General features: G+C 43.2%; 22 protein-coding genes, 2 tRNA genes and 1 riboswitch. Of the genes, 13 read left to right on the forward strand and 11 right to left on the reverse strand.

Annotated features, from left to right (window positions below):
* The 4 genes from murI (at window position 1) to V6E90_RS16185 (ending at window position 3,773) form a co-directional block, all read left to right on the forward strand.
* A complete protein-coding gene (gene murI / locus V6E90_RS16170; protein WP_332605886.1) occupies window positions 1-888 on the forward strand; it encodes a glutamate racemase in 888 nt (295 codons plus the stop codon).
* 95 nt (window positions 889-983) lie between these two features.
* A complete protein-coding gene (locus V6E90_RS16175; protein ID WP_065343664.1) occupies window positions 984-2,012 on the forward strand; it encodes a DUF4062 domain-containing protein in 1,029 nt (342 codons plus the stop codon).
* A gap of 70 nt (window positions 2,013-2,082) precedes the next feature.
* Window positions 2,083-3,099, forward strand: a complete 1,017-nt coding sequence (gene hemH, locus V6E90_RS16180; RefSeq protein ID WP_332605887.1) for a ferrochelatase — start codon at window positions 2,083-2,085, stop codon at window positions 3,097-3,099.
* A gap of 29 nt (window positions 3,100-3,128) precedes the next feature.
* Window positions 3,129-3,773 (forward strand): MBL fold metallo-hydrolase, encoded by a 645-nt coding sequence (locus V6E90_RS16185; protein WP_016542376.1) that lies wholly within the window; start codon window positions 3,129-3,131, stop codon window positions 3,771-3,773.
* A 27-nt stretch (window positions 3,774-3,800) separates the two neighbouring features.
* On the opposite strand, the gene V6E90_RS16190 is transcribed toward V6E90_RS16185, so the two are convergent.
* Window positions 3,801-3,992 carry a DNA gyrase inhibitor YacG gene (locus V6E90_RS16190; protein WP_016542377.1) on the reverse strand — a complete coding sequence of 64 codons (192 nt, stop codon included), beginning with the start codon at window positions 3,990-3,992 and terminating at the stop codon, window positions 3,801-3,803.
* A gap of 91 nt (window positions 3,993-4,083) precedes the next feature.
* Between V6E90_RS16190 and V6E90_RS16195 the strand changes: the two genes are divergently transcribed.
* The 5 genes from V6E90_RS16195 (at window position 4,084) to V6E90_RS16215 (ending at window position 8,460) form a co-directional block, all read left to right on the forward strand.
* A complete protein-coding gene (locus tag V6E90_RS16195) occupies window positions 4,084-4,728 on the forward strand; it encodes an SAM-dependent methyltransferase (protein WP_332605888.1) in 645 nt (214 codons plus the stop codon).
* A complete protein-coding gene (locus V6E90_RS16200; protein ID WP_332605889.1) occupies window positions 4,721-5,923 on the forward strand; it encodes a TIGR03862 family flavoprotein in 1,203 nt (400 codons plus the stop codon). The genes V6E90_RS16195 and V6E90_RS16200 overlap by 8 nt, the downstream gene beginning before the upstream one ends.
* A gap of 118 nt (window positions 5,924-6,041) precedes the next feature.
* A complete protein-coding gene (gene dctA / locus V6E90_RS16205; protein WP_016542380.1) occupies window positions 6,042-7,304 on the forward strand; it encodes a C4-dicarboxylate transporter DctA in 1,263 nt (420 codons plus the stop codon).
* 124 nt (window positions 7,305-7,428) lie between these two features.
* The gene (locus V6E90_RS16210) at window positions 7,429-7,839 is read left to right on the forward strand and encodes a GFA family protein (protein WP_065343668.1); all 411 of its coding nucleotides are present in this window, start codon (window positions 7,429-7,431) and stop codon (window positions 7,837-7,839) included.
* Window positions 7,840-7,857: 18 nt separating this feature from the next.
* Window positions 7,858-8,460, forward strand: coding sequence for a flavin reductase family protein (locus V6E90_RS16215; protein WP_065343669.1), 603 nt, complete (start codon window positions 7,858-7,860; stop codon window positions 8,458-8,460).
* 46 nt (window positions 8,461-8,506) lie between these two features.
* On the opposite strand, the gene V6E90_RS16220 is transcribed toward V6E90_RS16215, so the two are convergent.
* Window positions 8,507-8,839, reverse strand: coding sequence for a HopJ type III effector protein (locus V6E90_RS16220; protein ID WP_332605890.1), 333 nt, complete (start codon window positions 8,837-8,839; stop codon window positions 8,507-8,509).
* A gap of 140 nt (window positions 8,840-8,979) precedes the next feature.
* Here V6E90_RS16220 and V6E90_RS16225 point away from each other — a divergent pair, with 140 nt between their 5' ends.
* The 3 genes from V6E90_RS16225 to V6E90_RS16235 all read left to right on the forward strand — a co-directional run bounded on the left by V6E90_RS16225 (window position 8,980) and on the right by V6E90_RS16235 (window position 10,837).
* Window positions 8,980-9,831, forward strand: coding sequence for a DUF2071 domain-containing protein (locus tag V6E90_RS16225; protein ID WP_332605891.1), 852 nt, complete (start codon window positions 8,980-8,982; stop codon window positions 9,829-9,831).
* A gap of 80 nt (window positions 9,832-9,911) precedes the next feature.
* Window positions 9,912-9,978, forward strand: a riboswitch (Fluoride riboswitch).
* Window positions 9,979-10,110: 132 nt separating this feature from the next.
* A complete protein-coding gene (gene crcB, locus V6E90_RS16230; protein WP_004802433.1) occupies window positions 10,111-10,491 on the forward strand; it encodes a fluoride efflux transporter CrcB in 381 nt (126 codons plus the stop codon).
* A 16-nt stretch (window positions 10,492-10,507) separates the two neighbouring features.
* A complete protein-coding gene (locus tag V6E90_RS16235; protein ID WP_332605892.1) occupies window positions 10,508-10,837 on the forward strand; it encodes a DUF190 domain-containing protein in 330 nt (109 codons plus the stop codon).
* Window positions 10,838-10,928: 91 nt separating this feature from the next.
* Here the strand turns inward: V6E90_RS16235 and V6E90_RS16240 are convergent, their stop codons facing one another.
* The 4 genes from V6E90_RS16240 to V6E90_RS16255 form a co-directional block, all read right to left on the reverse strand.
* Window positions 10,929-11,183, reverse strand: a complete 255-nt coding sequence (locus V6E90_RS16240; RefSeq protein ID WP_004656092.1) for a type B 50S ribosomal protein L31 — start codon at window positions 11,181-11,183, stop codon at window positions 10,929-10,931.
* 578 nt (window positions 11,184-11,761) lie between these two features.
* Entirely contained in the window at window positions 11,762-13,054 is a 1,293-nt protein-coding gene (locus V6E90_RS16245) for an ABC1 kinase family protein (protein ID WP_332605893.1), read from the reverse strand.
* Between the two features lie 197 nt (window positions 13,055-13,251).
* Window positions 13,252-14,610, reverse strand: coding sequence for an MATE family efflux transporter (locus tag V6E90_RS16250; RefSeq protein WP_016542388.1), 1,359 nt, complete (start codon window positions 14,608-14,610; stop codon window positions 13,252-13,254).
* Between the two features lie 30 nt (window positions 14,611-14,640).
* Window positions 14,641-15,102 (reverse strand): DMT family transporter, encoded by a 462-nt coding sequence (locus tag V6E90_RS16255; protein WP_016660479.1) that lies wholly within the window; start codon window positions 15,100-15,102, stop codon window positions 14,641-14,643.
* A gap of 139 nt (window positions 15,103-15,241) precedes the next feature.
* On the opposite strand from V6E90_RS16255, the gene hemW reads away from it, so the two are divergent.
* A complete protein-coding gene (gene hemW, locus V6E90_RS16260) occupies window positions 15,242-16,396 on the forward strand; it encodes a radical SAM family heme chaperone HemW (RefSeq protein ID WP_332605896.1) in 1,155 nt (384 codons plus the stop codon).
* 122 nt (window positions 16,397-16,518) lie between these two features.
* On the opposite strand, the gene V6E90_RS16265 is transcribed toward hemW, so the two are convergent.
* From V6E90_RS16265 to V6E90_RS16285, 5 genes are all read right to left on the reverse strand, one after another.
* Window positions 16,519-16,594: transfer RNA gene (locus tag V6E90_RS16265), tRNA-Lys, on the reverse strand.
* Between the two features lie 120 nt (window positions 16,595-16,714).
* Window positions 16,715-16,790, reverse strand: a tRNA-Lys gene (locus V6E90_RS16270).
* 174 nt (window positions 16,791-16,964) lie between these two features.
* A complete protein-coding gene (locus tag V6E90_RS16275) occupies window positions 16,965-18,806 on the reverse strand; it encodes a long-chain-acyl-CoA synthetase (RefSeq protein WP_016542391.1) in 1,842 nt (613 codons plus the stop codon).
* Between the two features lie 196 nt (window positions 18,807-19,002).
* Entirely contained in the window at window positions 19,003-22,362 is a 3,360-nt protein-coding gene (locus V6E90_RS16280) for an Rne/Rng family ribonuclease (protein WP_332605898.1), read from the reverse strand.
* A 211-nt stretch (window positions 22,363-22,573) separates the two neighbouring features.
* A complete protein-coding gene (locus V6E90_RS16285; RefSeq protein WP_016542393.1) occupies window positions 22,574-22,720 on the reverse strand; it encodes a hypothetical protein in 147 nt (48 codons plus the stop codon).
* Between the last annotated feature and the right edge of the window lie 208 nt (window positions 22,721-22,928).

The raw sequence follows: 22,928 nt of genomic DNA on the forward strand, positions 1-22,928 counted from the left end.
ATGACTGCCGTTCAAACCATGCCTCTTTTACTCAATCCTATGCCACATGCATCAGCAGATGCACCGATAGGCGTTTTTGATTCAGGTGTGGGGGGATTATCGGTGGCACAGGAGATTGCCCGACATTTACCCAATGAACGCATTTTGTATTATGCCGATACCGCACATGTACCCTATGGCGCGCGTTCCGATCAGGAAATCCGTCAACTTACCGCACAAGCAATAGAATGGTTGTATCGTCAAGGCTGCAAAATTGCGGTGGTTGCCTGTAATACGGCATCTGCATTTAGTCTGGATTATTTACGTGACCATTATGGCGAGCGTTTTCCAATTGTAGGTTTAGTCCCTGCCTTAAAACCTGCAGTGATTCAAACACAGTCTAACGTTGTAGCGGTACTGGCGACGCCAGCAACCTTTCGTGGACAGCTGATTAAAGATGTGATGGCAAACTTTGCCCAACCAGCAGGGGTTAAAGTCCTGACCGTGACCAATCTGGAATTGGTACCTTTTGTTGAAGCGGGACAACAAATGAGTCCTGCTTGTTTGACGGTGTTGCAGCAGGTTTTGCAGCCTGTGGTTCAACAAGGTGCTGACTTTTTAGTCTTGGGCTGTACCCATTATCCCTTTTTAAAAGACGCGATTCGTCAGGTTTTTGACGAAAAATTAAAATTAATTGATTCTGGACAAGCAGTTGCGCGACAAACCGCGTATATTTTAATTAAAAATGGGTTATTATGTGACAAATTGCGTCATAATATTACACGGATCGAATGTTATGTCAGTGGGAACAATGCTGTAGCGCTGCAAGCAGTTTTACAACATCTGATCCCTGAGCAATTTACATGGAAGATTAAAAATCTGGACGATATTAGGGTGGAAAATCACTAAATCGTGCCGTTTTTATAGATTTTATTGGGGTTAGCTGTTAATAAAAATCAAGATGCATACTTGATATTATTGATAAATGAATTGGGGCTTCGCCTATGCAAGATACTCGTTATCAAGTCTTTATTTCCACCTCTGGTAATGAAATGCAACCAGAGCGAGCGGTTTTGGCACAAACTCTTGTGGGAATGGGATTCCTGTCTTGGGGTTTAGAGCAACGTACACCCTTAAGTACCTCGATTGCACGTCGTCAGATTGATGATTGTGACTATGTGGTGATTCTATTAGGCAGTCAGTATGGCGAGCAATCCGTTTCAGGTGTGGGCTATATGCATCTGGAATACATTTATGCGATGACCAAACAGAAGCCTGTCATCGTATTTATGCATGAAGATCCCGAATCGCGTGATAGCAAATTGCATGATCCCAAAGCTGAACTCAAAGAAAAATTTAAAGAATTTAGAAAGCAACTTCAACATGAAGTCGATCAAGTCTTTTGTTACCGTACATTAAGAGATTTAGAACTCGCTGTGCGCTCCAGTATGCCGCAGATGTTAGAACGTTATCCTGTGGTGGGTTGGGTCCGTCCACAAAATACGCAGGTATTGCGGGATGAAATTGATGCATTGCGTGCCAAAGTCAAACAACTGGAAACAGAGCTGGGCAACCGCGAAACAGATCCACTGACCAATGTTGCTAAAGTCTCAATGCATGAACTGTATTCTTTTGAATATCGCATGCATGCTTATCAGGATGGTAATTTCAAAGAAGTTAAACCACATCGTAAAATGACATGGGCGCAATTATTAAATGTTTTGGGCTCGGCCTTTGTGATTCCAACACCTGAAGAATATTTTTCTAAACGCATGAATGAATATTTAAATGAAACGGGTCTGGAAGATGCGCGCAAGGAGATGCCAAGAGCACATGCGGTTTCTCGTGCTCAAGTCAATATTCGGGCGTTGCATGAGATTAAATTGCAGATGCGTCAAAATGAATGGATTATGCCAACTGGACGCGATGATCGTCAGCGTATGCTGTGGCAATTGACGGCAAAAGGGCAGAAATTACTAGAAAGTAATGTCCTAGATAGTAATCGGGTTTTTCAGTTTAAGACCATGCATTAATCCAATTTAGAAAAAAGCGCTAAAACTGCTAAAGTAATTGAATGAATTCAATGAAAAGCGGATGCGGTCTATGTTAGCGACACAAAAACCTAAAGTGACAGTAGTTCTGGCAAATTTAGGCACGCCTGATGAAGCCTCTGTGCCTGCTGTACGACGCTTTCTAAAGCAATTTTTATCTGATACTCGGGTGATTGAGATTCCCAAACTGCTTTGGTGGATCATTTTGCATGTATTTGTGCTGACCTTTCGCCCAAAACGTGTGGCTGAAGCTTATGCATCAGTTTGGTCAAATGACTCGCCAATGCGTGAAATTGTTCTAGAACAAACACTGTTGATTAAACAGCGGTTACAAGAAGAAAATCATCAGTTTGAGCTGACCGTTGTTCCTGCCATGACCTATGGCCAACCCAGCATTTATGCCGTGCTGGATCAATTGGCAAAAAATCCACAAGAACATGTGATTCTATTGCCGTTATTTCCACAGTATTCTGCAACCTCAACCGCACCGTTGTATGATGCATTCGCCAAGTGGATTCCCCAGCAACGCCATTTGCCTGGCATCACGCTGATTAAAGATTATTATCAGCATCCGATGTTCATTCAAGCCTTGGCTGATAGCGTATTAAACTATCAATTACAGCATGGTAAAGCTGAAAAATTATTGATGTCATTTCACGGAATTCCTCAGCCCTATGCGGATAAAGGTGACCCTTATGCCGATCGCTGTCGTGTGACTGCACGTTTGGTGGCAGAGGCTTTACATCTAAACGAGGATGAATGGGCGATTAGCTTCCAGTCAAGATTTGGGAAGCAAGAGTGGGTCAAGCCGTACACTGACCAACTATTGCAACAATGGGGTGAGCAAAATGTACAGTCCGTACAGGTGATTAGTCCTGCATTTTCAGCCGATTGTCTGGAAACACTAGAAGAGCTGGCGATGCAGAATAAAGAAATTTTCCAGCATGCGGGCGGTGGAGCATATGCTTATATTCCTGCCTTAAATGCAGATCAGGCACATATAGATTTGCTTGCAAGTCTGGTTCAAGCTAATCTTGACGCACTGACCCATACCTTAGCCCATCGTTAAATCGACGCTTTATTTCGCCAGAGGTTTCTATGCTACAAGTCAAAATTGTCCCTGTTACTGCGTTTGCCCAAAACTGCTCAATCTTGTGGGACAGTGAAAGCAAAGAAGCGATTTTGATTGATGCGGGTGGTGATGCGGCGGTATTGAAAAAAGAAGTAGACGCATTGGGTCTCAAGGTCAAGGCACTCTGGTTAACCCATGGACATCTTGATCATGCTGGAGCTGTAGGCGAATTGGCTGAAACTTGGAAAATCCCAGTGATTGGCCCACATAAAGAAGACCAATTCTGGTTGGACATGATTCAAGAAGTCTCAGCGCGTTATGGTTTCCCCATTCCCCAGCCCGTTAAAGTCGATCAATGGCTTGAAGGTGGTGAAGTCTTAACATTGGGTGAGGATGAATTTGAGGTTCGTTTTGCCCCAGGTCATACTCCAGGCCATGTCATGTTCTATAACGCCAAGCATGGCTTGTTGTGGACGGGTGACGTACTGTTTAAAGGTTCGATTGGACGGACTGACTTTCCCAAAGGCAATCACCAACAGCTATTAGATTCGATTCAACGCGAATGCTTTAGCCTGCCAGATGAAACGCAATTTATCTCAGGCCATGGACCGATGAGCACCATCGGTTATGAAAAGCAATTCAATCCTTTTGTGGCAAGCAAAGCGGGTTAATTTCGGCACGACTAACCAAGAAGATGATTAATCTTCATAATCATCTTCATGCCGTTTCAGATCAGCTTGTGGCGCATCTTGTGTGGGCAGTTTGTACTCATCACTGGCCCAAGCACCGAGATCAATCAATTTACAGCGCTCTGAGCAGAAAGGACGAAATGCATTACCTTCCCAAGTACTGGCTTCACCGCAACGCGGGCAGGGAAATGTACGTGGCATAGAAAATTCCTAAAACAAAAACTAAATAGATTAGGCAAAAGTAAGGTGAGTTGTTAGACTTATGCCGATTTCTAGATAGTTTGATGAGATTATGTCGATTCGTCAATTTCAAGCACAACGTATGCAAGCCCCTCGTGATTTTATTGCCATTCCCAATACGCCGATCTGCGTTGAAATTGGGGCAGGAAAAGGCAAGCACGCCTTGTTGTTTACGGGGCAAAATCCGCACACCACGTTGTATGCAATTGAACGAACCAAAGAAAAATTTTTGGCGATGCAGAAGCAGCACCAATTAGAGCCACGTGAGTATTTAAATCCGATTCATGCTGATGCATTACCGTGGGTAGTGCATGCTCTGTTCCCTGCGCAAGTGCAACAGTTTTTTATTCTCTATCCAAATCCAGAACCGCATAATCCGGCACAGCGCTGGCTGAATATGCCTTTCTTCGAGTTTCTACTGTCTCGCCTTCAACCGAATGGTACGATTACACTGGCAAGCAATATTCCTGAATATATTGATGAAGCGGAACAGCAATTAATAGCCCTGTGGAAACTGCCCTTCGAAAAGCAAAAAATTGCAGCAGATTCTGCCCGAACGCATTTTGAAATTAAATATTTAGAGCGCGGTGAGTTGTGCCAACAGTTGATCATCCGCAAACCAGAAGCTTATGTAACGCGTTTTGATGACTTCGCCCCTTTACAAGGTCAAAAAGCGCAAGAGCAATCTGATGTCTAAGCGTGTTGCGATTATTGGTGCTGGTCCAGCAGGCTTGATGGCTGCTGAAGTATTGAGCCAATACGACTATGAAATTGATGTATTTGAGCAGAAACCTTCGGCGGCGCGTAAGTTCTTGATGGCTGGAAAAACAGGTCTCAATATCTCGCATGCGGAGCCCGTCGATACGTTTATACAACGTTATGACCATGCTGCATGGTTGGGGCCTTGGGTGAAGCAATGGGATGCACAGTGGATTCAGAACTGGATGCAAGGGCTTGGTATTGAGTCCTATGTAGGAAGTTCCGGTCGGGTTTTTCCGATTGAAATGAAAGCTGCCCCCTTACTTCGTGCGTGGTTAAAACGCTTAATGACCGATGGTGTGCGTTTCCATTACCGTCATCGTTGTGTGGATATATCCAATAACCAACTCACGATAGAAAACCAGATCCAGCGTTTTAGCGCAAACTATGACGCGATTATTTTGGCCTGTGGGGCAGTGTCATGGTCGCAATTAGGCAGTGATGGGGCATGGCAGCAATGGTTAGCTTCAGGCGAGATTGAACCTTTCCAAGCCAGTAATGCTGGCGTGCTGAAACTATGGTCGCCGTTTATGCAGGCGTGTTTCGGTCAGCCACTGAAGCGTGTCAATGCATGGGTGCATCCCGAACAGCAAAGCCATGGTGATATCATCATTACTCATTACGGTTTAGAAAGTGGCGTGATTTATAAATTGGGTCGTAATTTAAGAGCACAATTGTCGCAACAGCAGAATCTACAATTACATCTGGATCTGCTACCTGATGTCAGTATTGATCAGTTAGAACAAAAATTACAGGGCAATAAAAAGCAATCTCTCACCAATCTTTGGCGTAAAGCGGGTTTAGATCAAGTCAAAATTAATCTGCTGCGTGAAGTTGTTGCAAAAAGCTTGTGGTCGGATGCCAAACATATGGCACAGCAAATCAAACAGCTCCAAATCTCCTTAGAGGGCTTCCGTCCAATCGAAGAGGCGATTAGCTGTGCTGGTGGGGTCAAGCAAAGTGCTGTATCACCACAACTGCAATTGCAGTCCAATCCTTATGTCTTTTGCTGTGGTGAAATGTTGGACTGGGATGCACCAACAGGGGGATATTTACTGACGGCTTGTTTCGCAACTGGGCGTGCAGCGGGAGAAGGCGTACATCAACGCTTAGAGCACAGTCCTATAAGATAATGTTTTCAAAAGAATTGACTTAAATTTATATATTTTTCATGTTCTAAATCACTCTATTTTTATTTGTTGGCGAGTTTCTTGCACTGTTGAGATTTATCTTGTTATTGATGAATGTTCAATGTGGCAGCAGTTTAAGTCCAGTCTATTTCTTCAAGTTATTTTTGCTTTAATTCTTGGCATTATTATTGGTATTAGCTTTCACGATTTTTCTTTGGCTTTAAAGCCTCTAGGGGATGGCTTTATTGCATTGATCAAGATGTTGATTGCCCCCATTGTTTTCTGCGTGGTGGTACTTGGACTGTATGGTGCAAATGACCTTAAAAAAATGGGAAAAGTGGGTGCAAAAACAATTCTATACTTTGAGGTGGTGACGACTATTGCATTGATTCTGGGAATTGCGATTGCTTATATATTTAAACCGGGTGTCGGTATGAATATTGATATCACGAAGCTAGATGGCAAGGATTTAAATGTTTATACCGAACGTGCACATAGCATGAGTTCGGGCGCAGATTTCTTATTACATATTATTCCAAAAACCTTTGTAGATGCCTTTGCCCGTGGCGATATTTTACAAGTTTTATTGATTGCGATTCTGTTTGGTATCGCGTTATTAATGATTCCAAAACATTTTGCCGAACTAGTTTGCAAGGCAATTGAAGCCTTTTCCGAAGTGTTTTTTAAAATGATGGCTTTGATTATCCGTCTAGCTCCCATCGGTGTTTTTGGGTCAGTCGCCTATACCACCGCAAAATTTGGAGTAGATTCACTGATGCAACTGGGCTATTTAGTCTTACTGTTTTATGTGACTTGTATTCTATTTGTGCTGATTGTTTTAGGTGGAATTCTTAAAATTTCAGGTTTGAATATATTCAAATTTCTGAATTATTTTAAAGCAGAACTGTCGATTGTATTGGGAACGGCATCTTCTGATTCGGTACTACCACAGATTATGAAAAAATTGAAAAATCTCGGGATCAAGGAATCAACCGTAGGCTTGGTCATTCCAACAGGTTATTCTTTTAATCTCGATGGATTTTCTATTTATCTAACGCTTGGAGTGATATTTATTGCACAAGCCTGCAATATTGATTTATCCCTGCATGATTTACTCGCCATTTTATTGGTTTCTTTAGTGACCTCTAAAGGTGCACATGGTATTCCGGGTTCAGCATTGGTTATTTTAGCGGCAACCTTATCTGTGATTCCGAGCCTTCCAACCATTGGTTTAGTTTTGCTGTTATCCGTGGATTGGTTTATTGGAATTGTACGTGCGTGTACCAACTTGATTGGAAACTGTGTGGCAACGGTTGCGATTGCACATTGGGAAAAGGATATTGATCATGCTCGTGCCAAAGATGTTTTAAGCCAAAAGATTTAGTTGGTGGCGATCCAAAAGATTGTCGGAGTAAATTGAAATGCTCTGAATCAATACCATTTGTAATTTGCATAGGGATGAGATCTAGCCTATATTTTTAGTGGAAAAATCATTAAAGGAATGTGCAATGACTCAGATCTCGCCTATATATCGTGGTAGCTGCTTATGTGATGGGATTCACTATGAAATTCATGGTGAAATTGGTGAGATCATACAATGCCATTGTCAGCGTTGTCGTAAAGCCAATGGTACGGCTTATGCAACCAATGCACCAATCAGCAGTGCAGATTTTAAAATTGTACAGGGTGAGCATCTGGTTAAAAAATTTGCTGCATCGGGTGTGTATCGTTGGTTTTGCGGGGAGTGTGGTTCACCATTGATCAGTTCGCGTGATGCACAGCCAGAGTTTTATCGTTTAAGAATCGGGACTTTAGACACACCATTACAACAAAAACCGAGCATGCATATTTTTGCTGCATCCAAAGCCGAGTGGGATTGCATCGCTGATGATCTACCGCAATATGCTGAACGTCCTTAAAGTGGGTCTATTTTTGCGATGATTTTTGAAACTGCTGATTTAGAGCCCAATGAGATCTACCGACTTTTGGTCGGTGGAGTTTCACCTCGACCGATCGCATGGATTAGTACGTTATCCGCAGATGGTGTTGCCAATATCGCCCCATATTCCTTCTTTAATGTCGCCAGTTGTAATCCACCTATTCTGTGGTATTCACAAGTCAATCCAAGAAATGGGCAGGATAAAGACACCATCAGAAATCTGATTGCAACCAAAGAATGTGTGGTGCATATCGCCAATACGGCCTTGTTGGAAAAAATGAATTTATCCTGTGCTTTATTGCCTCCAGAGCAAAGCGAATTTGAGTTTGCACAGATCGAGTCTGAACCCAGCCATACGGTTGCAGCCTTGGCAGTGAAGCATGCACCTGTGCGTTATGAATGTCAGTTAAGAGAGGTGATTCAACTCAGTAGTCTGCCATCAGGAGGTACTGTGGCTTTGTTGGATGTGAAATCGATTTATGTCGCTGATCATTTGTGGAATGGTCAAATGATTGATCAGCAGCAACTTCAGAGTGTGGGCAAAATGGGTGGAGATTTTTATAGTTTAACGACAGACTTGCGAAAATTGTCGCGTCCTTGAATCCTAAAACATGAAAGAAAAAAGGAGGCTCAATACCTCCTTTTTCTTATTTTGCAATGAGTGCTTCACCTTCAAACTTAACGCCATCCCAGCCATGTTGCATAAACTGGCGGATATTTTGATGGTCGTTGGCTTCTGGTGTTGCCAATACAGACGCATAATGCTCCGCAAATAAACTGAGCGTATCCGCTTGACTCAAGCCTTCACTTTTGGCGAAGCTAAGTACTTTGGCACTGCCTTGATTTTCGGTTGCAGCATTCGATTGTGCGCCATTTTGAAAAGCGGTTGGGGTATGTTGATAACGAGCTTCGATAAATGCCAATACATCAGCAAACTTTGCTGTGCCATCTTTAAGTTGTGCCAATAAGCTTTGTGCCATTTCAAAAATTCCATGTTGAGTGAATCAATGGCAAGTATCATAACATTGAAACTGTAGAATAGAAGCTGAGAGCGATTTGAACTAGACGTCGTTGATTCAGCGGTTTATGCTCAAACAGAACATTAATCTATTGAATAATAATGAATAGACATCGTTTAAAGTTATCAACTTCCACCGCTTTATTTCGCCTTTTAGCGCCTATTTTAAGTTGTGGTTTGCTGTTGCAACTCCGTCGTATGATCATGCGACGACTGCCTTTTCTGCGCTTGCAGAGTCAGGTCAGCAATGTGGTGTATTTGTCTTGGTTGGTTGATGTTGAGCAAGTACGTCTGCGCTATCCGAAATACGTACCGTTATGGGAAAAAGACGGCAAAACCATTTTTACCATTTTGACGTATCAGCATCAGCATTTTGGTTTTGCTTTCCTCGGCAAGTTACGTCAGCTTATGCCTTCCCCCCTGCAAAGTAACTGGCGCTTTTATCTGGATGACTCACAGCCCAAGACCGTGATCTTTGAACAAGTGATCGTTGATCAAGCCTTATATGTGATGGGTGGCCGATTGGCCAGTGACGTGATGCCAGCACAATATGCATCGACGTTTCAGCATCAACGGGATGAACAAGTGATTCATACTGAAATGAGTGTTGATGATCATTATTCCTTGAAGAGTGATGTGCAAATCCAAAGTGAAAAACAGTTACCTGCTGCATGGCAGTGTCTATTTTCCTCATGGGACGAAGCAGTTCGATTCTTGGTTGATCAAGATCATGCATGGGCAGAATGGGTGGATCAACCGACATGCATGTCGCAAGGGGATATTCAGATGCCAGTTCAGTTTCAACAGATTCAAGCCGCTGAGGTTCGTACATTACAGGCTCCTCAATTGTTGCAACAATTCGGTTTAGATCATGATGCTGAAGCTTTTGCTTTTGTGGTTCCTGCACTGGATTTTGAAGTGCTGGGTGAGCAAGTTTTATTTAAGGCCACATAAATTGTGGATAACTTTATGTTTATACACAGTTGCTTGAAGCTTAAAAACAGCGGTTGAGTTGTCTAAAAATTATGTTATTTTAGAACAAAGGAGATGGCATTCCTCCTATTACAAACCGCCATTGTGGCTAATGATGCCTACGTTACCCTGAACAGGGGGCGTAGGTTCGTGCGTGCTCTGTTCCCATTTTGGAGTTCGCAGATGAAAAATAATCAAAAATACATAGATCTATCCATGTTAAATATCGCTTTATCTCCTGCGCGATGTGTGGAGTAAACCATGTACTATCCTTTACTCTCAATCGCGCTTGGCTCGGTACTCGGTGCATGGTTGCGTTGGTTCTTGGGTTTAAAACTCAATCCAATTTTTCCCAATATTCCTTTAGGTACAGTCACCGTTAACTTTGTTGGTGGCTTTATTATTGGTTTTGCAATTTCTTATTTTTCTCAAAGTTCACTGAGTCCAAATTACAAACTGTTTGTGATTACAGGTTTTTGTGGTGCATTAACCACCTTTTCGACCTTTTCTGCTGAGATTATTGCCTTATTACAAAGTGGTAAGTTGGGTTATGCCTGTGCAGCGATTCTGATTCATGTGATTGGCTCATTACTGTTTACCATTTTAGGCATGAGCTTGCATCAATGGCTCAGTGCTGCATAGCTTTGGAGTGATGACAATGAATGGATTTTTACTGAGTTTTTATACGGCACAAAATCGGGCTTATCAGGGACAACAGATGAGTGAGTGGTTGTTGGCTGTGGCGAAACAGATGAATTTGCGTGGAGCAACAGTGCTCGCTGGACTGGAAGGTGTGGATCATCAAGGCTTATTTCATTCGGCTAGTTTTTTTGAATTGGCGGATCGACCTGTGCAGATTCAGTTTGCAGTGACAGATGAGCAGGCAACAGAATTAATGAACTATCTGAATGACAAAGAAATCTCTTTGTTTTATGTCAAAACACCGATTGAATTTGGGGTGGTGGGGCAGGCCAAGCTGGATTCTTGAAAGTGAGGTATAAAAAAAGAAGTCTAAGTGGAGGAGAGATAGCCTTAGACTTCTAATGCTTACAGCCTAATGTGTGAAACTTAAATGAAAATTAAGCTTTACGGTTAAAGCGTGCAAAGCGTTTGTTAAAGCTTGCGACACGACCTTCATTGCTGGCTTGACGAACTTCACCTGTATAAAACGGATGTGAAGCACTGGAAATATCAAGGGTAACGTAAGGATAGACCTGACCTTGATATTCTTTGGTTTGTTTGGTCTGAAGCGTACTACCAATTAAGAAGTAAGCATCGGCATTGGTATCGTGAAACAAGACCTGTTGATAAGCAGGGTGGATATCTTTACGCATTTTGAATGACTCCTATTATTAATAGAAATGTTATAACATAACAATATATGCCGTCAATCTTATTCATTTCAAGTTTTTTTGGAATTTATTTGTAAGCAATGTATCAGCGAGTATGAGATATGGAACTTTGCTCAAGCCATTTGATTTGTTAAATTAGCAGGGATATATCGAGTATGAGCAAAAATAACAATGAGGATTAATTCTGACTCGCGTTTTTTCATTCCCGCATTCATTGTTTTTATTGCATTTTTCGCTTTAATGTATAAATGTACTTACTCTGAATCGAATATCAATCGAATAGAGCCTATCCTTAAAAATGATCCTGAGATTTTAGCGAAATTTGGACATATCACAGATTATAAAATCTATAAATCTACAGTTCTGTTTAATGTCCATAAAACTAAAAATACATACATTTATCATTTGAAATTGTATGGTGAAAAGGACAAGGGAAAAGTCATCCTTAACGTGGATGAAAATCAGGAGAGTGCAGATTATCCTTATACAGTGCAAATTGACTAACTAAACATAGATGAACAGTTAAAAAGCCAATCATTTGATTGGCATTGTTATGACGTTTAGTTTGGGACCAATTCTTCAAATAAATCGTTGAGATTGTCATGCACTTTGAGGTGAATCAGGTTCCAGTAATGTCCTGAAATGGTTCGGTTGACCATTAAGGTATCTGGAGAAGGCTTAAACACATCCCAGTATTTCAGGGATTTTTTCACTAATAGCATGCCATCGTGATGCGATGAGTTCTTGGCAAAGTCATAATGGGTACTTAATGGACGCAACAGGATTTCAATCCATTGGGTATACAGTTCAGTTGGGAATTTTTGTTTCTCAGCAATCGAATGCAGTTCCACCAGTAGATCTTCAACCTGAGCAATATCCTCTTGGCGGGCTGCATTGACCAGTGCTTTGAAGTGCTGAATGATTTCAGGTGAAAGGGTTTTAACGCTGCCATAATCATAAATAATCACGCTGCCATCTTCACGGAACGCAAAGTTGCCGGGATGTGGATCACAATGGAAACGTTTCAAGAAAAACATTTCCTGTCCTAAAGCACGAATCAGACGACGACCAATTTGATTACGCGTTTCAACTGACCATGTGCTGGCAGTTTCAATCGATTCACCTTGTTCAAGACTGAGTGTCAGTACCCGACGCGATGAATAGTTTTTATACACGGTTGGGATGATGATTTGATCATCCAGCTTTTCATGGAAGGTTTTAAACACTTCTAAGTTTTGTGCTTCGATTTCATAATTCAGTTCGGCAGATAAACTGTCTTGGATTTCTTGAAACAGTTGATCTTGCAGCTTCTTATCAATTTTTAACACGCCCATTAAACGTAAGGCCAGACGAACCTGTTTTAAATCACTTTCACAGGCTTGATCCACCCCAGGATATTGCACTTTCACCACCACAGCCTGACCGTCTGGCAGTACTGCACGATGTACTTGACCAATCGAGGCAGCAGCAAAAGGTTCAGTCTCAAACGAGCTAAAAATCTGGTTTAAAGGTTTGCCCAACTCTTTTTCAACTTGTTGCTGAATTGCAGCAAAAGGCATGGCAGGGGCTTGACGTTGCAGTTTGGCAATCGCCTTCGCGACTTCTGGTGGGAAGATGTCTTTATATTGCGAAGCAATTTGCCCGACTTTCATCACCGCACCTTTCATCTCACCTAAGGTGTCGGCAATTTGTAAGCCGATGTCTTGGAACAATTTGCTGCGAGCAGCATTTTTTTGTTCTTCATCTGCGGTGAGATTACGAATGGAGTTGGCAACGCTTTTGCTGGCAATACTTGCGGTCATGCCAGCCAGTTTAAAAAAACGCTTACTGGGAGAGCTTGCATGTTTTGCCATATGGACTTGACCTCGGGTGATCCAGTTTCAACGTGATGCTTTGATCATAGGCGACAAAACTTAAATTGCCTATACCAAAATGTTAAGTGATGTAAGTATGCTGTGAAGGGGGGAAATGGAGGTATTGAATGAGAGGATGAGTTTGAGAGCAGCATCCATGCTGCCCTGAATCAATAACGCTCAATGCGAGTTAATTTTTATGTATTGAGGGCACGCTGTGCCAAACGTTTATTGTTCAAATATAAACGGCCGATTAGCAGTACACAGGCAATGCTTAAACCGATAATCAGGCCGAGCCAGACACCCGCAGCGCCCCAAGCCGTATAGCGAGCCAGATACAAACCAATCGGGAAGGCCACCACCCAATACGCCATTAAGGTGATCCACATTGGCGCTTGCGTGTCTTGCATGCCACGTAAACAACCTGCGGCACTGACCTGCCAAGCATCCATCAGCTGATAAGCCATCGCGAACCAAAGCAGATACATCGCCACTGGAATCACATCGATATCCGTGGTGTAAATCGCCACGATATAGGGACGTGCAAGCGCAATCAAGGTCATGGTGAAGGCAGCAAAGATCGTAGCGGTGATCAATCCCACGATTTGTACTTGTCGCATCGCATGCCAGTTTTGTTCGCCATAATACATGCCAACACGAATCGTCAAGGCAATGGCTAAGGACAGCGGAATCATAAACAGCTGTGAGGTGACTGAAATGGCAATCTGATGGGCTGCAATGGCATTTTCACCGAGCGGACCTAGTACAATCGCCCCAGTACTGAAAATACTGACCTCAAAGAATACGGCGAGGCCAATCGGTAAACCCAGTTTTAAAATGCGTTTAATCCACACGGGATCAAGTTTTTCCCACTTGGTGAAGATCGGCGCCTGTTGATAGGCTTTGGCTTTGGAAATATAAATCGCTAAAGTGATAAACATCAACCATTGCAAGATCGCTGTTGCAAAACCACAGCCTGCGCTGCCTAGTGCAGGAATTGGCCCAAAGCCATACATAAAGATAAAGTTCAGCGGAATCAAGACCAGTAAGGCAATCAAGCTAATGGCTGTGACAGGACGTGGGTGTCCCAATGCTTCAGAATAACTGCGTAGTGCGGCATACATCATCACTGCAGGCATACCAAAGCCAATCGCGTGTAAGAATAGGCTCGCTTTCGGTATTAAGCTTTCAGGCACACCAAAGAGCGGTAGGAACATGGGCATACATTGCAGAATCAACATCGCTACAATACCGAGAATCACAGCGACCCATAAAGACTGGCGGGCAATGGTTGGAATTTTTTCAGGGGTTCTTGCACCACGGGCTTCTGCCACCAAAGGTGTTGTTGCCAGCATGATTCCTGCAAAGAGCAGCATGACTGGAATCCATAGACCAACACCCACGGCAATCGCGGCCAAATCGGTGGCAGACAGATGCCCTGCCATAATGGTATCAATTAAACCTAATCCAGCTTGCGCAAACTGTGTAATCAGGATCGGAAACATCAAATGGAACAGCTGTTTAAGTTCAAACCGCTTGGTTGTGGCATGGGACACAAAAAATACTCTTATTAAAATGAGGGAGACTTAGCGTTGTAGTGTGAATAGCACACCAATAAAAATCACAATACTGCCCAGCAGGCGTTGCCAATTGATTGGTGTTTTTTCTGTACCTAACCAGCCAAAGTGATCAATCAACATTGAAATGACCAGTTGCCCGAAAATCACTAAACCCGAGAAAGTTAAAAATCCAAGTTTAGGTGCAGTATAAATGCTCATACTGATTGCATAAACCCCAAGGCATCCCCCTAACCAGAGAAACCATGGAATTTGGGAAAGTTCACTTAAACTCGGTTTAGCTGCACCTTGGAAATAAACCAGCAGGGCTAGAATAATCGTCCCAATAAAAAAGGAAAGTAAGGCGGCTTGTAGTGGTGAGTTGAGATACTCGCGAAGTTGTGCATTGATTGCCGTTTGAAAGGCCATTGCAATTCCAATCCCTAAAGCTAGGGGCAGAATAAATAGCAATTGGCTGGAAATTTTCATCATATTATCGGTCTAATTGTTCTTTCTGCTTTCAGTCTAACTGAATCCGTAGGGGATGATAAGTTGTATCCCGTATTGAAGCTGCAACTGTACCGAGCCGAGTCATGTTAAAATAGTCAGGTTCTATTATTGAGCTTGTATTTTGAGTCTGTTAAATCCTGCAAATATCCCACTGTCCTTGTATATCCATATGCCGTGGTGTGTACGTAAATGTCCTTATTGTGACTTTAACTCACATGCCGTTCCAGATGGGCAATTGTCATTGGATTTGGAACAGCAATATCTTGTGGCATTAGTGGCTGACTTTGAGACGCAGATTGAAATGGCACAAGGCCGATCGATTCATAGTGTGTTTATTGGTGGGGGAACGCCTTCACTGATTTCTGCACAAGGTTATCAATGGTTGTTCGATCAACTCAAAGCACGTTTAGACTTTGAAGCCGATTGTGAAATTACACTAGAAGCCAATCCAGGTACGGTGGAACATGATCCATTTGCCGATTATCTAGCAGTGGGGATTAATCGCTTATCACTCGGTGTGCAAAGTTTTGATCCAGACCACTTACAGCGTCTTGGTCGTATCCACTCAGCCAATAATGCACTGGATGCAATTCAACAGGCGCGTCAGGCTGGCTTTGAGCGCGTTAATGTCGATCTCATGCATGGTTTACCCCAACAAAGTGAAGAACAGGCCTTAACCGACCTGAGATTGGCTGTGGAGCAGGGTGCAACGCATATTAGCTGGTATCAACTGACCATTGAACCCAATACTGTTTTCTTCCGCACTCAGCCAGTATTACCGCAAGATGAAGTGCTAGAGCATATTCAAGAACAAGGTGAAGCATATTTAAAAGCCAATGGCTATGTGAATTATGAAGTTTCAGCATGGCGTAAAGAACAGCCATCTGCGCATAACTTAAATTATTGGCAATTTGGTGATTATTTGGCGATTGGTGCCGGGGCGCATGGCAAAGTCACCCGACCAGATGGCGTTTATCGTTTTCAGAAAACCCGTTTACCGAAGGACTATTTAGCCAAAGTGCCTGCTGAACACGTGCAAATGAAGCGAATTGAGGCAGAAGAATTGCCTTTTGAATTTATGATGAATGCCTTGCGTTTAAATCAAGGTGTAGCTGCTGACACTTATACCCAGCGCACGGGACTTGAATTGGATGATTTGAGCGAAAGCCTGAATCAGTTGCGTGAGAAAAAATTATTGATTGCTGATGCAAACCAAATTGCCTGTACTGAGCAAGGACATATCTTTTTAAACTCGGTGCTAGAGAAATTTTTATAATTAAACGGTTGTGATGCTTTAGGCATGGATGCTTAAAGTCATTCAAATGAATCTGTCATTTTTTTGAAAGAAATTGAGCAGACAATAAAAAAGCCTCATCAATGATGAGGCTTTTTAGAATTTGGTGGGTCGTCCGCGATTCGAACGCGGGACCAACGGATTAAAAGTCCGCTGCTCTACCAGCTGAGCTAACGACCCTGAGCGAGGATAAGTAAAACAACGTTTTACCTGAGCGCAAGAGAAAATCTATGATTTTCTGTAGCTTAACCTCTTACAGGCATTTGTAAAATACATTTTACAAACTATCAAAACATTAGATGGTGGGTCGTCCGCGATTCGAACGCGGGACCAACGGATTAAAAGTCCGCTGCTCTACCAGCTGAGCTAACGACCCATAAGCAAGTGTTTAAACATGCCACACAATTAAAACTAATTCGTTCTAAATGCGTCTTCGTTTTGATGTTGCGTATTCTAGCAACTTATTCAGCTAACACAAGAGGAAATTTAAAAACATGTGCATGATTGTTTATAAAAAGCACGATTTCCTCTTGTTTAGCTAAAAAATAAACTAGAAACGGTATTGATAGCTCTGAATATTGTCAAAGATCTCTGTATTTACATCAGTGTAGCTGCTTGCACCTGGTAATAAAACCAGTAAACGTTCAGAAGTTTTGCTTGGATTAAAGCCATCTTCTTTCAGTTTATTCTTCTGGTATTTAAATGTGCCCGTAGTTTCAACTTTCTCTTGAACACGTAAGAACACTGGAATCGCATAAGAAGGCAAGCATTTTTTGAATACATTGACCATATCGGTTAAATCTGCATCATTGAGTGCCGCACCATCAACCAAGGTAATCGCCGCCATACCTGCGCGACCATTGGTATTTGGAATTTCAACGCCATAAACCACTGCTTCTACGATCTTTTCATACTCACAGACCATATTTTCAACTTCTGTGGTTGAAACGTTTTCGCCTTTCCAGCGGAAGGTGTCACCTAAACGATCCACAAACTGGGCATGGCGGAAGCCGATATCACGCACCAAGTCACCGGTGTTGAAATAGGAGTCACCTTGGGTAAACACATCTTTCAAAATCACCGACTTGTTTTTTTCTGGGTCAGTATAGCCATCGAAAGGTGAGCGGCTGGTGATTTTGCCAATCAGCAAGCCCACTTCACCAGTCTTCACTTTCTTACAGTAACCTTTCTTATCGCGGACCAGTTCATTCTTTTCTTTGTCGAATTCAACGATTGCATACGGTGTTGGAGAGAAGCCAACCGTATTGTCAAAGTTGAAGATGTTGCTAAAACCAACGTTGCCTTCGCTTGATGCATAAAGTTCAAGCACTTCTTCGACACCAAAACGCTCTTTGAACTTGCCCCAGATATTTGGACGCATGCCATTACCAATCATCTTGGTCACACGATGCGCACGATCTTGTTCTGTAACAGGCGCATCAATCAGATAGCGGCACAATTCACCGACATAACCAATCGCAGAAGCATTGAACTTTTGCACATCTTTCCAGAACGCACTGGTTGAATATTTACGGCGTACTGCCAATGTGGCACTACCTGCAATCACACCACACCAACACACCACCACACCGGTTGCATGGTAAAGCGGGAGCGTCACGTACATCACATCATCTTTACCGAGATTCAGAATGTGACCATAGGTGCCATAAGCGAGTGTCCAGCGGCTATGTGTGAAAATTACGGCCTTTGGTAAGCCCGTAGTGCCTGAAGTATAGATGTAGAACAATCCATCTTTGCCATTTACAGTACGAGTGGTTGATGGATTGAATTTTGGAAACTGATCAATTTGTTGGGCAAGATTCACATAGCCTTGCGGTGCTGTACCTGCATGTTTACGCGTTTCTTGGTCTGCAAACCAGTGAAAACGATCTTGAGCGACCTTCAAGTCTTGACGTGCTTCATCAATGGCAGCACGAACTTCTTCACCCGCAATTACGGCAATTGGATTGACCAAGTTAATGCTGTGTGCAAGTACTTTACCCACCTGTGAGGTATTGACGAGGGCAATCGTGACCCCGATTTTGGCCAAAGCTACAATGCTGGCAATCAGTTCAGGACGGTTTTCTACCATCACAGCAATCACATCGCCTTTTTTTGCACCAAGCGATAAATAGTAATGTGCAATTTGGTTTGCCCATTCATTGAGTGCTTGATAGCTATAGCTTTGATCTTCAAATAACAGTGCGATGCCTTGAGGGTTGCGCTTGACTGCTTTTTCAAAGGCAATACCTAAACCCGCGGGAGACGTTGGTGTTCGCAAATATGCTTGTTTAAGACCATTGAGGATATGAGGGACTTTAGTGATGAAGTTTGGAAGTCGAGTAGCAACATCACCAAGAGTAATTATATCGGTCTGCGTAGTTTGGCTCATATCAATCCTGTTTATTTTTCGATCAATCCAAGAAATGGCTATCCGTTAGAACACAACCATTCACACCATTGTTGTTGATGCTGTTTTGTAATGGTAAGTGCCTAGAGCAATCAACCTAATTTTAACAAAATAACAAAAAAGCCTAGTCATCGGAATGACTAGGCTTCGCCTTATTGAGTGCAATTTAGCAAATGACTCACTCAGCTGTGGCTTTTTTAGGTGGACGGCCACGCGGGCGACGAGGGCGGCTAGATTTCTCTTTTTCCGCTTTCGCTGCTTCATCTTCAAGTTCTGCTTCTGTTGCTGCTGGCTTTTGTTCAGCTTTTTTAGCAGCTTGAACAGGTTCAGCAACTTCTGCAACGGTTTCAGTTACGGCTTCAACCTCAGTAGTTACGGTAGGTTCAGCTGCTTCAGCTTCAACGGGTGCAACTTCTGCGACAACTTCAGTACTAGCAAGTTCTAAGGGTTGTTGCTCAGGTGCAGGGGCTACTTCTTCTGTGACAACCGCAACATCTGCTGGTTTCACTTCTTCTTGCGTTTCAGTGTTTTCAACAGGTGCTGGAGCAGCAGTCGATGCAATATGTGCTTCTTTCGCTTGTTCCGCAGCAAGTTTAGCCAAACGACGACGTTCACGCGGATCATTGGCAACACGAATAGCCGCAGCTTCAGGTGGTGTTAATGCTAACACTGGCGCAGGTTCAGCTTCTTCAGTCGGCTTTTGACTTGGAAGCTCAGCATCACGTGTGACAGGACGCTTTTCTTCCTCAACTACTGTTTCTACCACTAAAGAGCTTGCATATTGCTCAGCAAACTTTTGTAGGGCACGGTTAAACGTAGTGATCAAACCAAATTGCTCAATCAAAATGGTGCAATCTTCACCGTAAACATGACGAATCAAGCTACCCAAAGTGTATTGACCCAACGCTGGAATTTGCGATGGTGCAATTTTTGGTACAACAACTGCTTTCTGAGCTGATTGATGACCACGTTGACGGCGACGTGAACGTGGGTCATTGCTGGCACGTTTCACCGGTGCTTGAGCTGTCTCTTCTACCACAGCAGCAGGTGCTTCTTTCGCAACCACGGGTTCTGCTTGAGCTACAGGTTTTTTCTCAGCTTTTTCTACAACAGTTGTTGCAACTTCTGCTTTTGCAGCTGGCGCATTGGTCTGTTGTGGCGTCAATGCAACAATTTCGCTTTGACCTTGATCAATATTCACAACCAGTGCTGTGTTCATTGGTTCGCTACGCGGCGCATCGACTACATCCACTTTAACCTGTTGTGGATTTGCTGGTGCTTCAGTTGCAGCAGGAGCTTCATTCAATACGCTTTGATCGCGATGACGATTTGGGCGATTTGGACGTTGCTGGTTACGGTCACGACGTGGCAACGGCGCAGACTCATGACCTTGAGCAGCATCATGATGTTGTTGCTGGTTTTGAGACTCTTGTGGTTGTTGGCGTTTTTGTTGACGCTTTAACTCACGTTGCTCTTGGCGCTGTTCTTGGCGTGACAGTTGAACCACTTCTTCATGCACTTGATTTTGTTGTTCATGTGCATGTGCGTGTTGTTCACGCTGTTCTTTGTGCTTGCGCTTCTTCTGGTTTTGATTTGGACGATGAGATTTTTCGTCTTTCTCAAAAGTTTCACGCGCTTCTTGTTTCACAGGATTTTGTGAAATATAAGCATTGTTTGCGGTCGCTGCTGGTGCAGCAGTTTCAGCTACAACTGGCACGTTGACTTGACCAAACTGGCCACGGCTTACCGCACCGTTATTCACCATTTGTTCAATCGCTGCGGCTGCATTTTGAGCAGAACGGGATTGATCAGTGGTTTGAGCTTGTTTTTGAACAAATAGGTTCTCTAACCAAGCGCAAGGGCTAGCTGACTTTTGTGTGCTTGCTTGAGTTTGTTTTGCTTGAGCGGCCTGTTGCTGAGCAGCGCCTTTCTTCTGTGGTGCAGCAGCTTGGTTTTGCGCAGCAGGCGCATGGTGATGCTCTGCATCTTCCAAATGCCAGTCTGAAGACTCATAACCCAATTCTTTTTCGCTAGAACGAGTGGCTTCAGTACGTTCATAACTTGACGGTGCAAAACCATCAGGGTTGAACTGGATTTGGTAGTGTGGTGTTTCCAAGTGCGGGTGAGGCAATACCGTCACACGAACATTTGAAGTTTGTTCTAAGTACACTAGGCTATGACGCTTTTCATTCAATAAGAACGCTGCGATTTCAACAGGCACTTCAACTTGAACTTCACCTTGGCGTTCACGTAAAGCAATTTCTTCAACCTTACGCATGATTGAAAGTGACAACGAACGTAAGTCACGCACCATACCCGTACCATGACAGCGTGGGCAAACGTAACCTGTGGCTTCTTCTAAAGAAGGACGTAAACGCTGACGGCTCATTTCCATCAGACCAAAACGTGACAGTTGACCGAATTGGATACGTGCGCGGTCACTTTGTGTCGCTTCACGTAATTTTGCTTCAACCATACGCTGGTTACGGTCTTTGGTCATGTCGATGAAATCGATGACGACTAGGCCACCGATATCACGTAAACGCAGTTGACGTGCGATTTCTTCGGCTGCTTCTAAGTTGGTGTTTAACGCCGTTTCTTCAACATCATGACCACGGGTTGATTTCGCCGAGTTAATATCGATTGAAACCAAGGCTTCGGTTTGGTCGATGACGATTGAACCACCAGAAGGCAGTTTTACTTCACGTTCATAAGCCGTTTGGATTTGGCTTTCAATTCCAAAATGAGCAAACAATGGCTCATTCAAGGTATAGGTTTTTAATTTGTCTAACTGACGTGGCATCACTGCTTTTACGAAATTATACGCTTCGTTATAGGCTTGTTCGCTATCAATCAGGATTTCAGCTACGTCATCACGTAAATAATCACGGATCGCACGGGTCACCACACCTGCTTCTTGATGCACCAACATCGGTGATGGGCCAGAGCTTGCTGAACCTTGGATTTGTGCCCAAAGGTCAAGTAAGTGTTGCAAGTCGAGTTGAAGCTCTTCTTGAGTACGGCCAATCCCCGCAGTACGAACAATCACGCTCATGCCACGCGGTACATTTAAAGAGGCTAAAATTTCTTTCAGTTCTTCACGTACTGAACCTGAAATTTGACGGCTGATACCGCCACCTTTCGGATTGTTCGGCATCAGAACTAAGTAACGGCCTGCAAGCGAAATAAAGGTTGAAAGCGCAGCACCTTTGTTGCCACGTTCTTCTTTTTCAACTTGAACCAGTAATTCAGTGCCTTCAGTAATGAGTTCACGAATATTTGAAGTTTGACGAGGGTCAGCTTTGAAATACGAGTTTGCAATTTCTCGCATAGACAAAAAGCCTTGACGCTGTGCGCCGTACTCAACGAAAACCGCTTCTAAAGACGGTTCAACGCGAGTGACATGACCTTTATAGATATTTGATTTTTTTTGTTCGCGTGTACGATTCTCTAAATCGAAATCGTAAAGACGATTACCAGTGATAAGTGCAACGCGAACTTCTTCGGCGTGGGTTGCATTAATCAACATACGTTTCATGGGTGTGACACCTAATAGTGATGCACACAAACAACAAGCCCAATATTTTTGAGCAAACATCTCATTGGCGCGATCAAGACTCAGAAGCAACGTTGTATAGGTCGCTCTGAAACCACTGACTGTAAATATCCAGCTGTGGGCTCTGATACGGTTATTTCGATGTCAGCAATATTGCTTCAATCTGGAATCCGTTGATATTTCATGGCATGTCTTACATCTGTGAAATATCACTAGATCCGACATAATCAAAGTTTCCTGTACGCTTCACTGGCGGGTGAGCGGTGCATTGGATGGTGACTTTCACTGTCATTAAGCATTGAAGTCGATCCATCTGGAAGTCTCGATACGGAATGATCATCGTATCTCTGCTTAGCAGTTCCAATGCATCAACGCTTTAGCCTGAATGCGACATCAGGGAGCAAATTGTCTGATGTGGATCAGTTTACGTTTAATAACCAGCAAATTGCTGGCGACATATTTTTTCTGAACAAACTGTATGTGCTGATGCACAATTAAACGCAACAGTTTGCCATTTTGCCGATATAATAAGCCTTCGGCGTCGGCAT

It is taken from the genome of Acinetobacter sp. ESBL14, from assembly GCF_036668815.1.
Classification (GTDB): Bacteria; Pseudomonadota; Gammaproteobacteria; order Pseudomonadales; family Moraxellaceae; genus Acinetobacter; species Acinetobacter gyllenbergii.

Bases quoted from the DNA above. Each gene is read 5' to 3' on its own strand.
- V6E90_RS16185 (WP_016542376.1), top strand. From the start codon at position 3,129: ATGCTACAAGTCAAAATTGTCCCTGTTACTGCGTTTGCCCAAAACTGC.
- crcB (WP_004802433.1), top strand. From the start codon at position 10,111: ATGTACTATCCTTTACTCTCAATCGCGCTTGGCTCGGTACTCGGTGCA.
- V6E90_RS16255 (WP_016660479.1), bottom strand. From the start codon at position 15,102: ATGATGAAAATTTCCAGCCAATTGCTATTTATTCTGCCCCTAGCTTTA.
- V6E90_RS16215 (WP_065343669.1), top strand. From the start codon at position 7,858: ATGATTTTTGAAACTGCTGATTTAGAGCCCAATGAGATCTACCGACTT.
- V6E90_RS16245 (WP_332605893.1), bottom strand. From the start codon at position 13,054: ATGGCAAAACATGCAAGCTCTCCCAGTAAGCGTTTTTTTAAACTGGCT.
- V6E90_RS16235 (WP_332605892.1), top strand. From the start codon at position 10,508: ATGAATGGATTTTTACTGAGTTTTTATACGGCACAAAATCGGGCTTAT.
- V6E90_RS16175 (WP_065343664.1), top strand. From the start codon at position 984: ATGCAAGATACTCGTTATCAAGTCTTTATTTCCACCTCTGGTAATGAA.
- V6E90_RS16280 (WP_332605898.1), bottom strand. From the start codon at position 22,362: ATGAAACGTATGTTGATTAATGCAACCCACGCCGAAGAAGTTCGCGTT.
- V6E90_RS16210 (WP_065343668.1), top strand. From the start codon at position 7,429: ATGACTCAGATCTCGCCTATATATCGTGGTAGCTGCTTATGTGATGGG.
- dctA (WP_016542380.1), top strand. From the start codon at position 6,042: ATGTGGCAGCAGTTTAAGTCCAGTCTATTTCTTCAAGTTATTTTTGCT.
- V6E90_RS16240 (WP_004656092.1), bottom strand. From the start codon at position 11,183: ATGCGTAAAGATATCCACCCTGCTTATCAACAGGTCTTGTTTCACGAT.
- murI (WP_332605886.1), top strand. From the start codon at position 1: ATGACTGCCGTTCAAACCATGCCTCTTTTACTCAATCCTATGCCACAT.
- V6E90_RS16225 (WP_332605891.1), top strand. From the start codon at position 8,980: ATGAATAGACATCGTTTAAAGTTATCAACTTCCACCGCTTTATTTCGC.
- V6E90_RS16190 (WP_016542377.1), bottom strand. From the start codon at position 3,992: ATGCCACGTACATTTCCCTGCCCGCGTTGCGGTGAAGCCAGTACTTGG.
- V6E90_RS16275 (WP_016542391.1), bottom strand. From the start codon at position 18,806: ATGAGCCAAACTACGCAGACCGATATAATTACTCTTGGTGATGTTGCT.
- V6E90_RS16200 (WP_332605889.1), top strand. From the start codon at position 4,721: ATGTCTAAGCGTGTTGCGATTATTGGTGCTGGTCCAGCAGGCTTGATG.
- V6E90_RS16220 (WP_332605890.1), bottom strand. From the start codon at position 8,839: ATGGCACAAAGCTTATTGGCACAACTTAAAGATGGCACAGCAAAGTTT.
- V6E90_RS16285 (WP_016542393.1), bottom strand. From the start codon at position 22,720: ATGATCATTCCGTATCGAGACTTCCAGATGGATCGACTTCAATGCTTA.
- V6E90_RS16195 (WP_332605888.1), top strand. From the start codon at position 4,084: ATGTCGATTCGTCAATTTCAAGCACAACGTATGCAAGCCCCTCGTGAT.
- hemH (WP_332605887.1), top strand. From the start codon at position 2,083: ATGTTAGCGACACAAAAACCTAAAGTGACAGTAGTTCTGGCAAATTTA.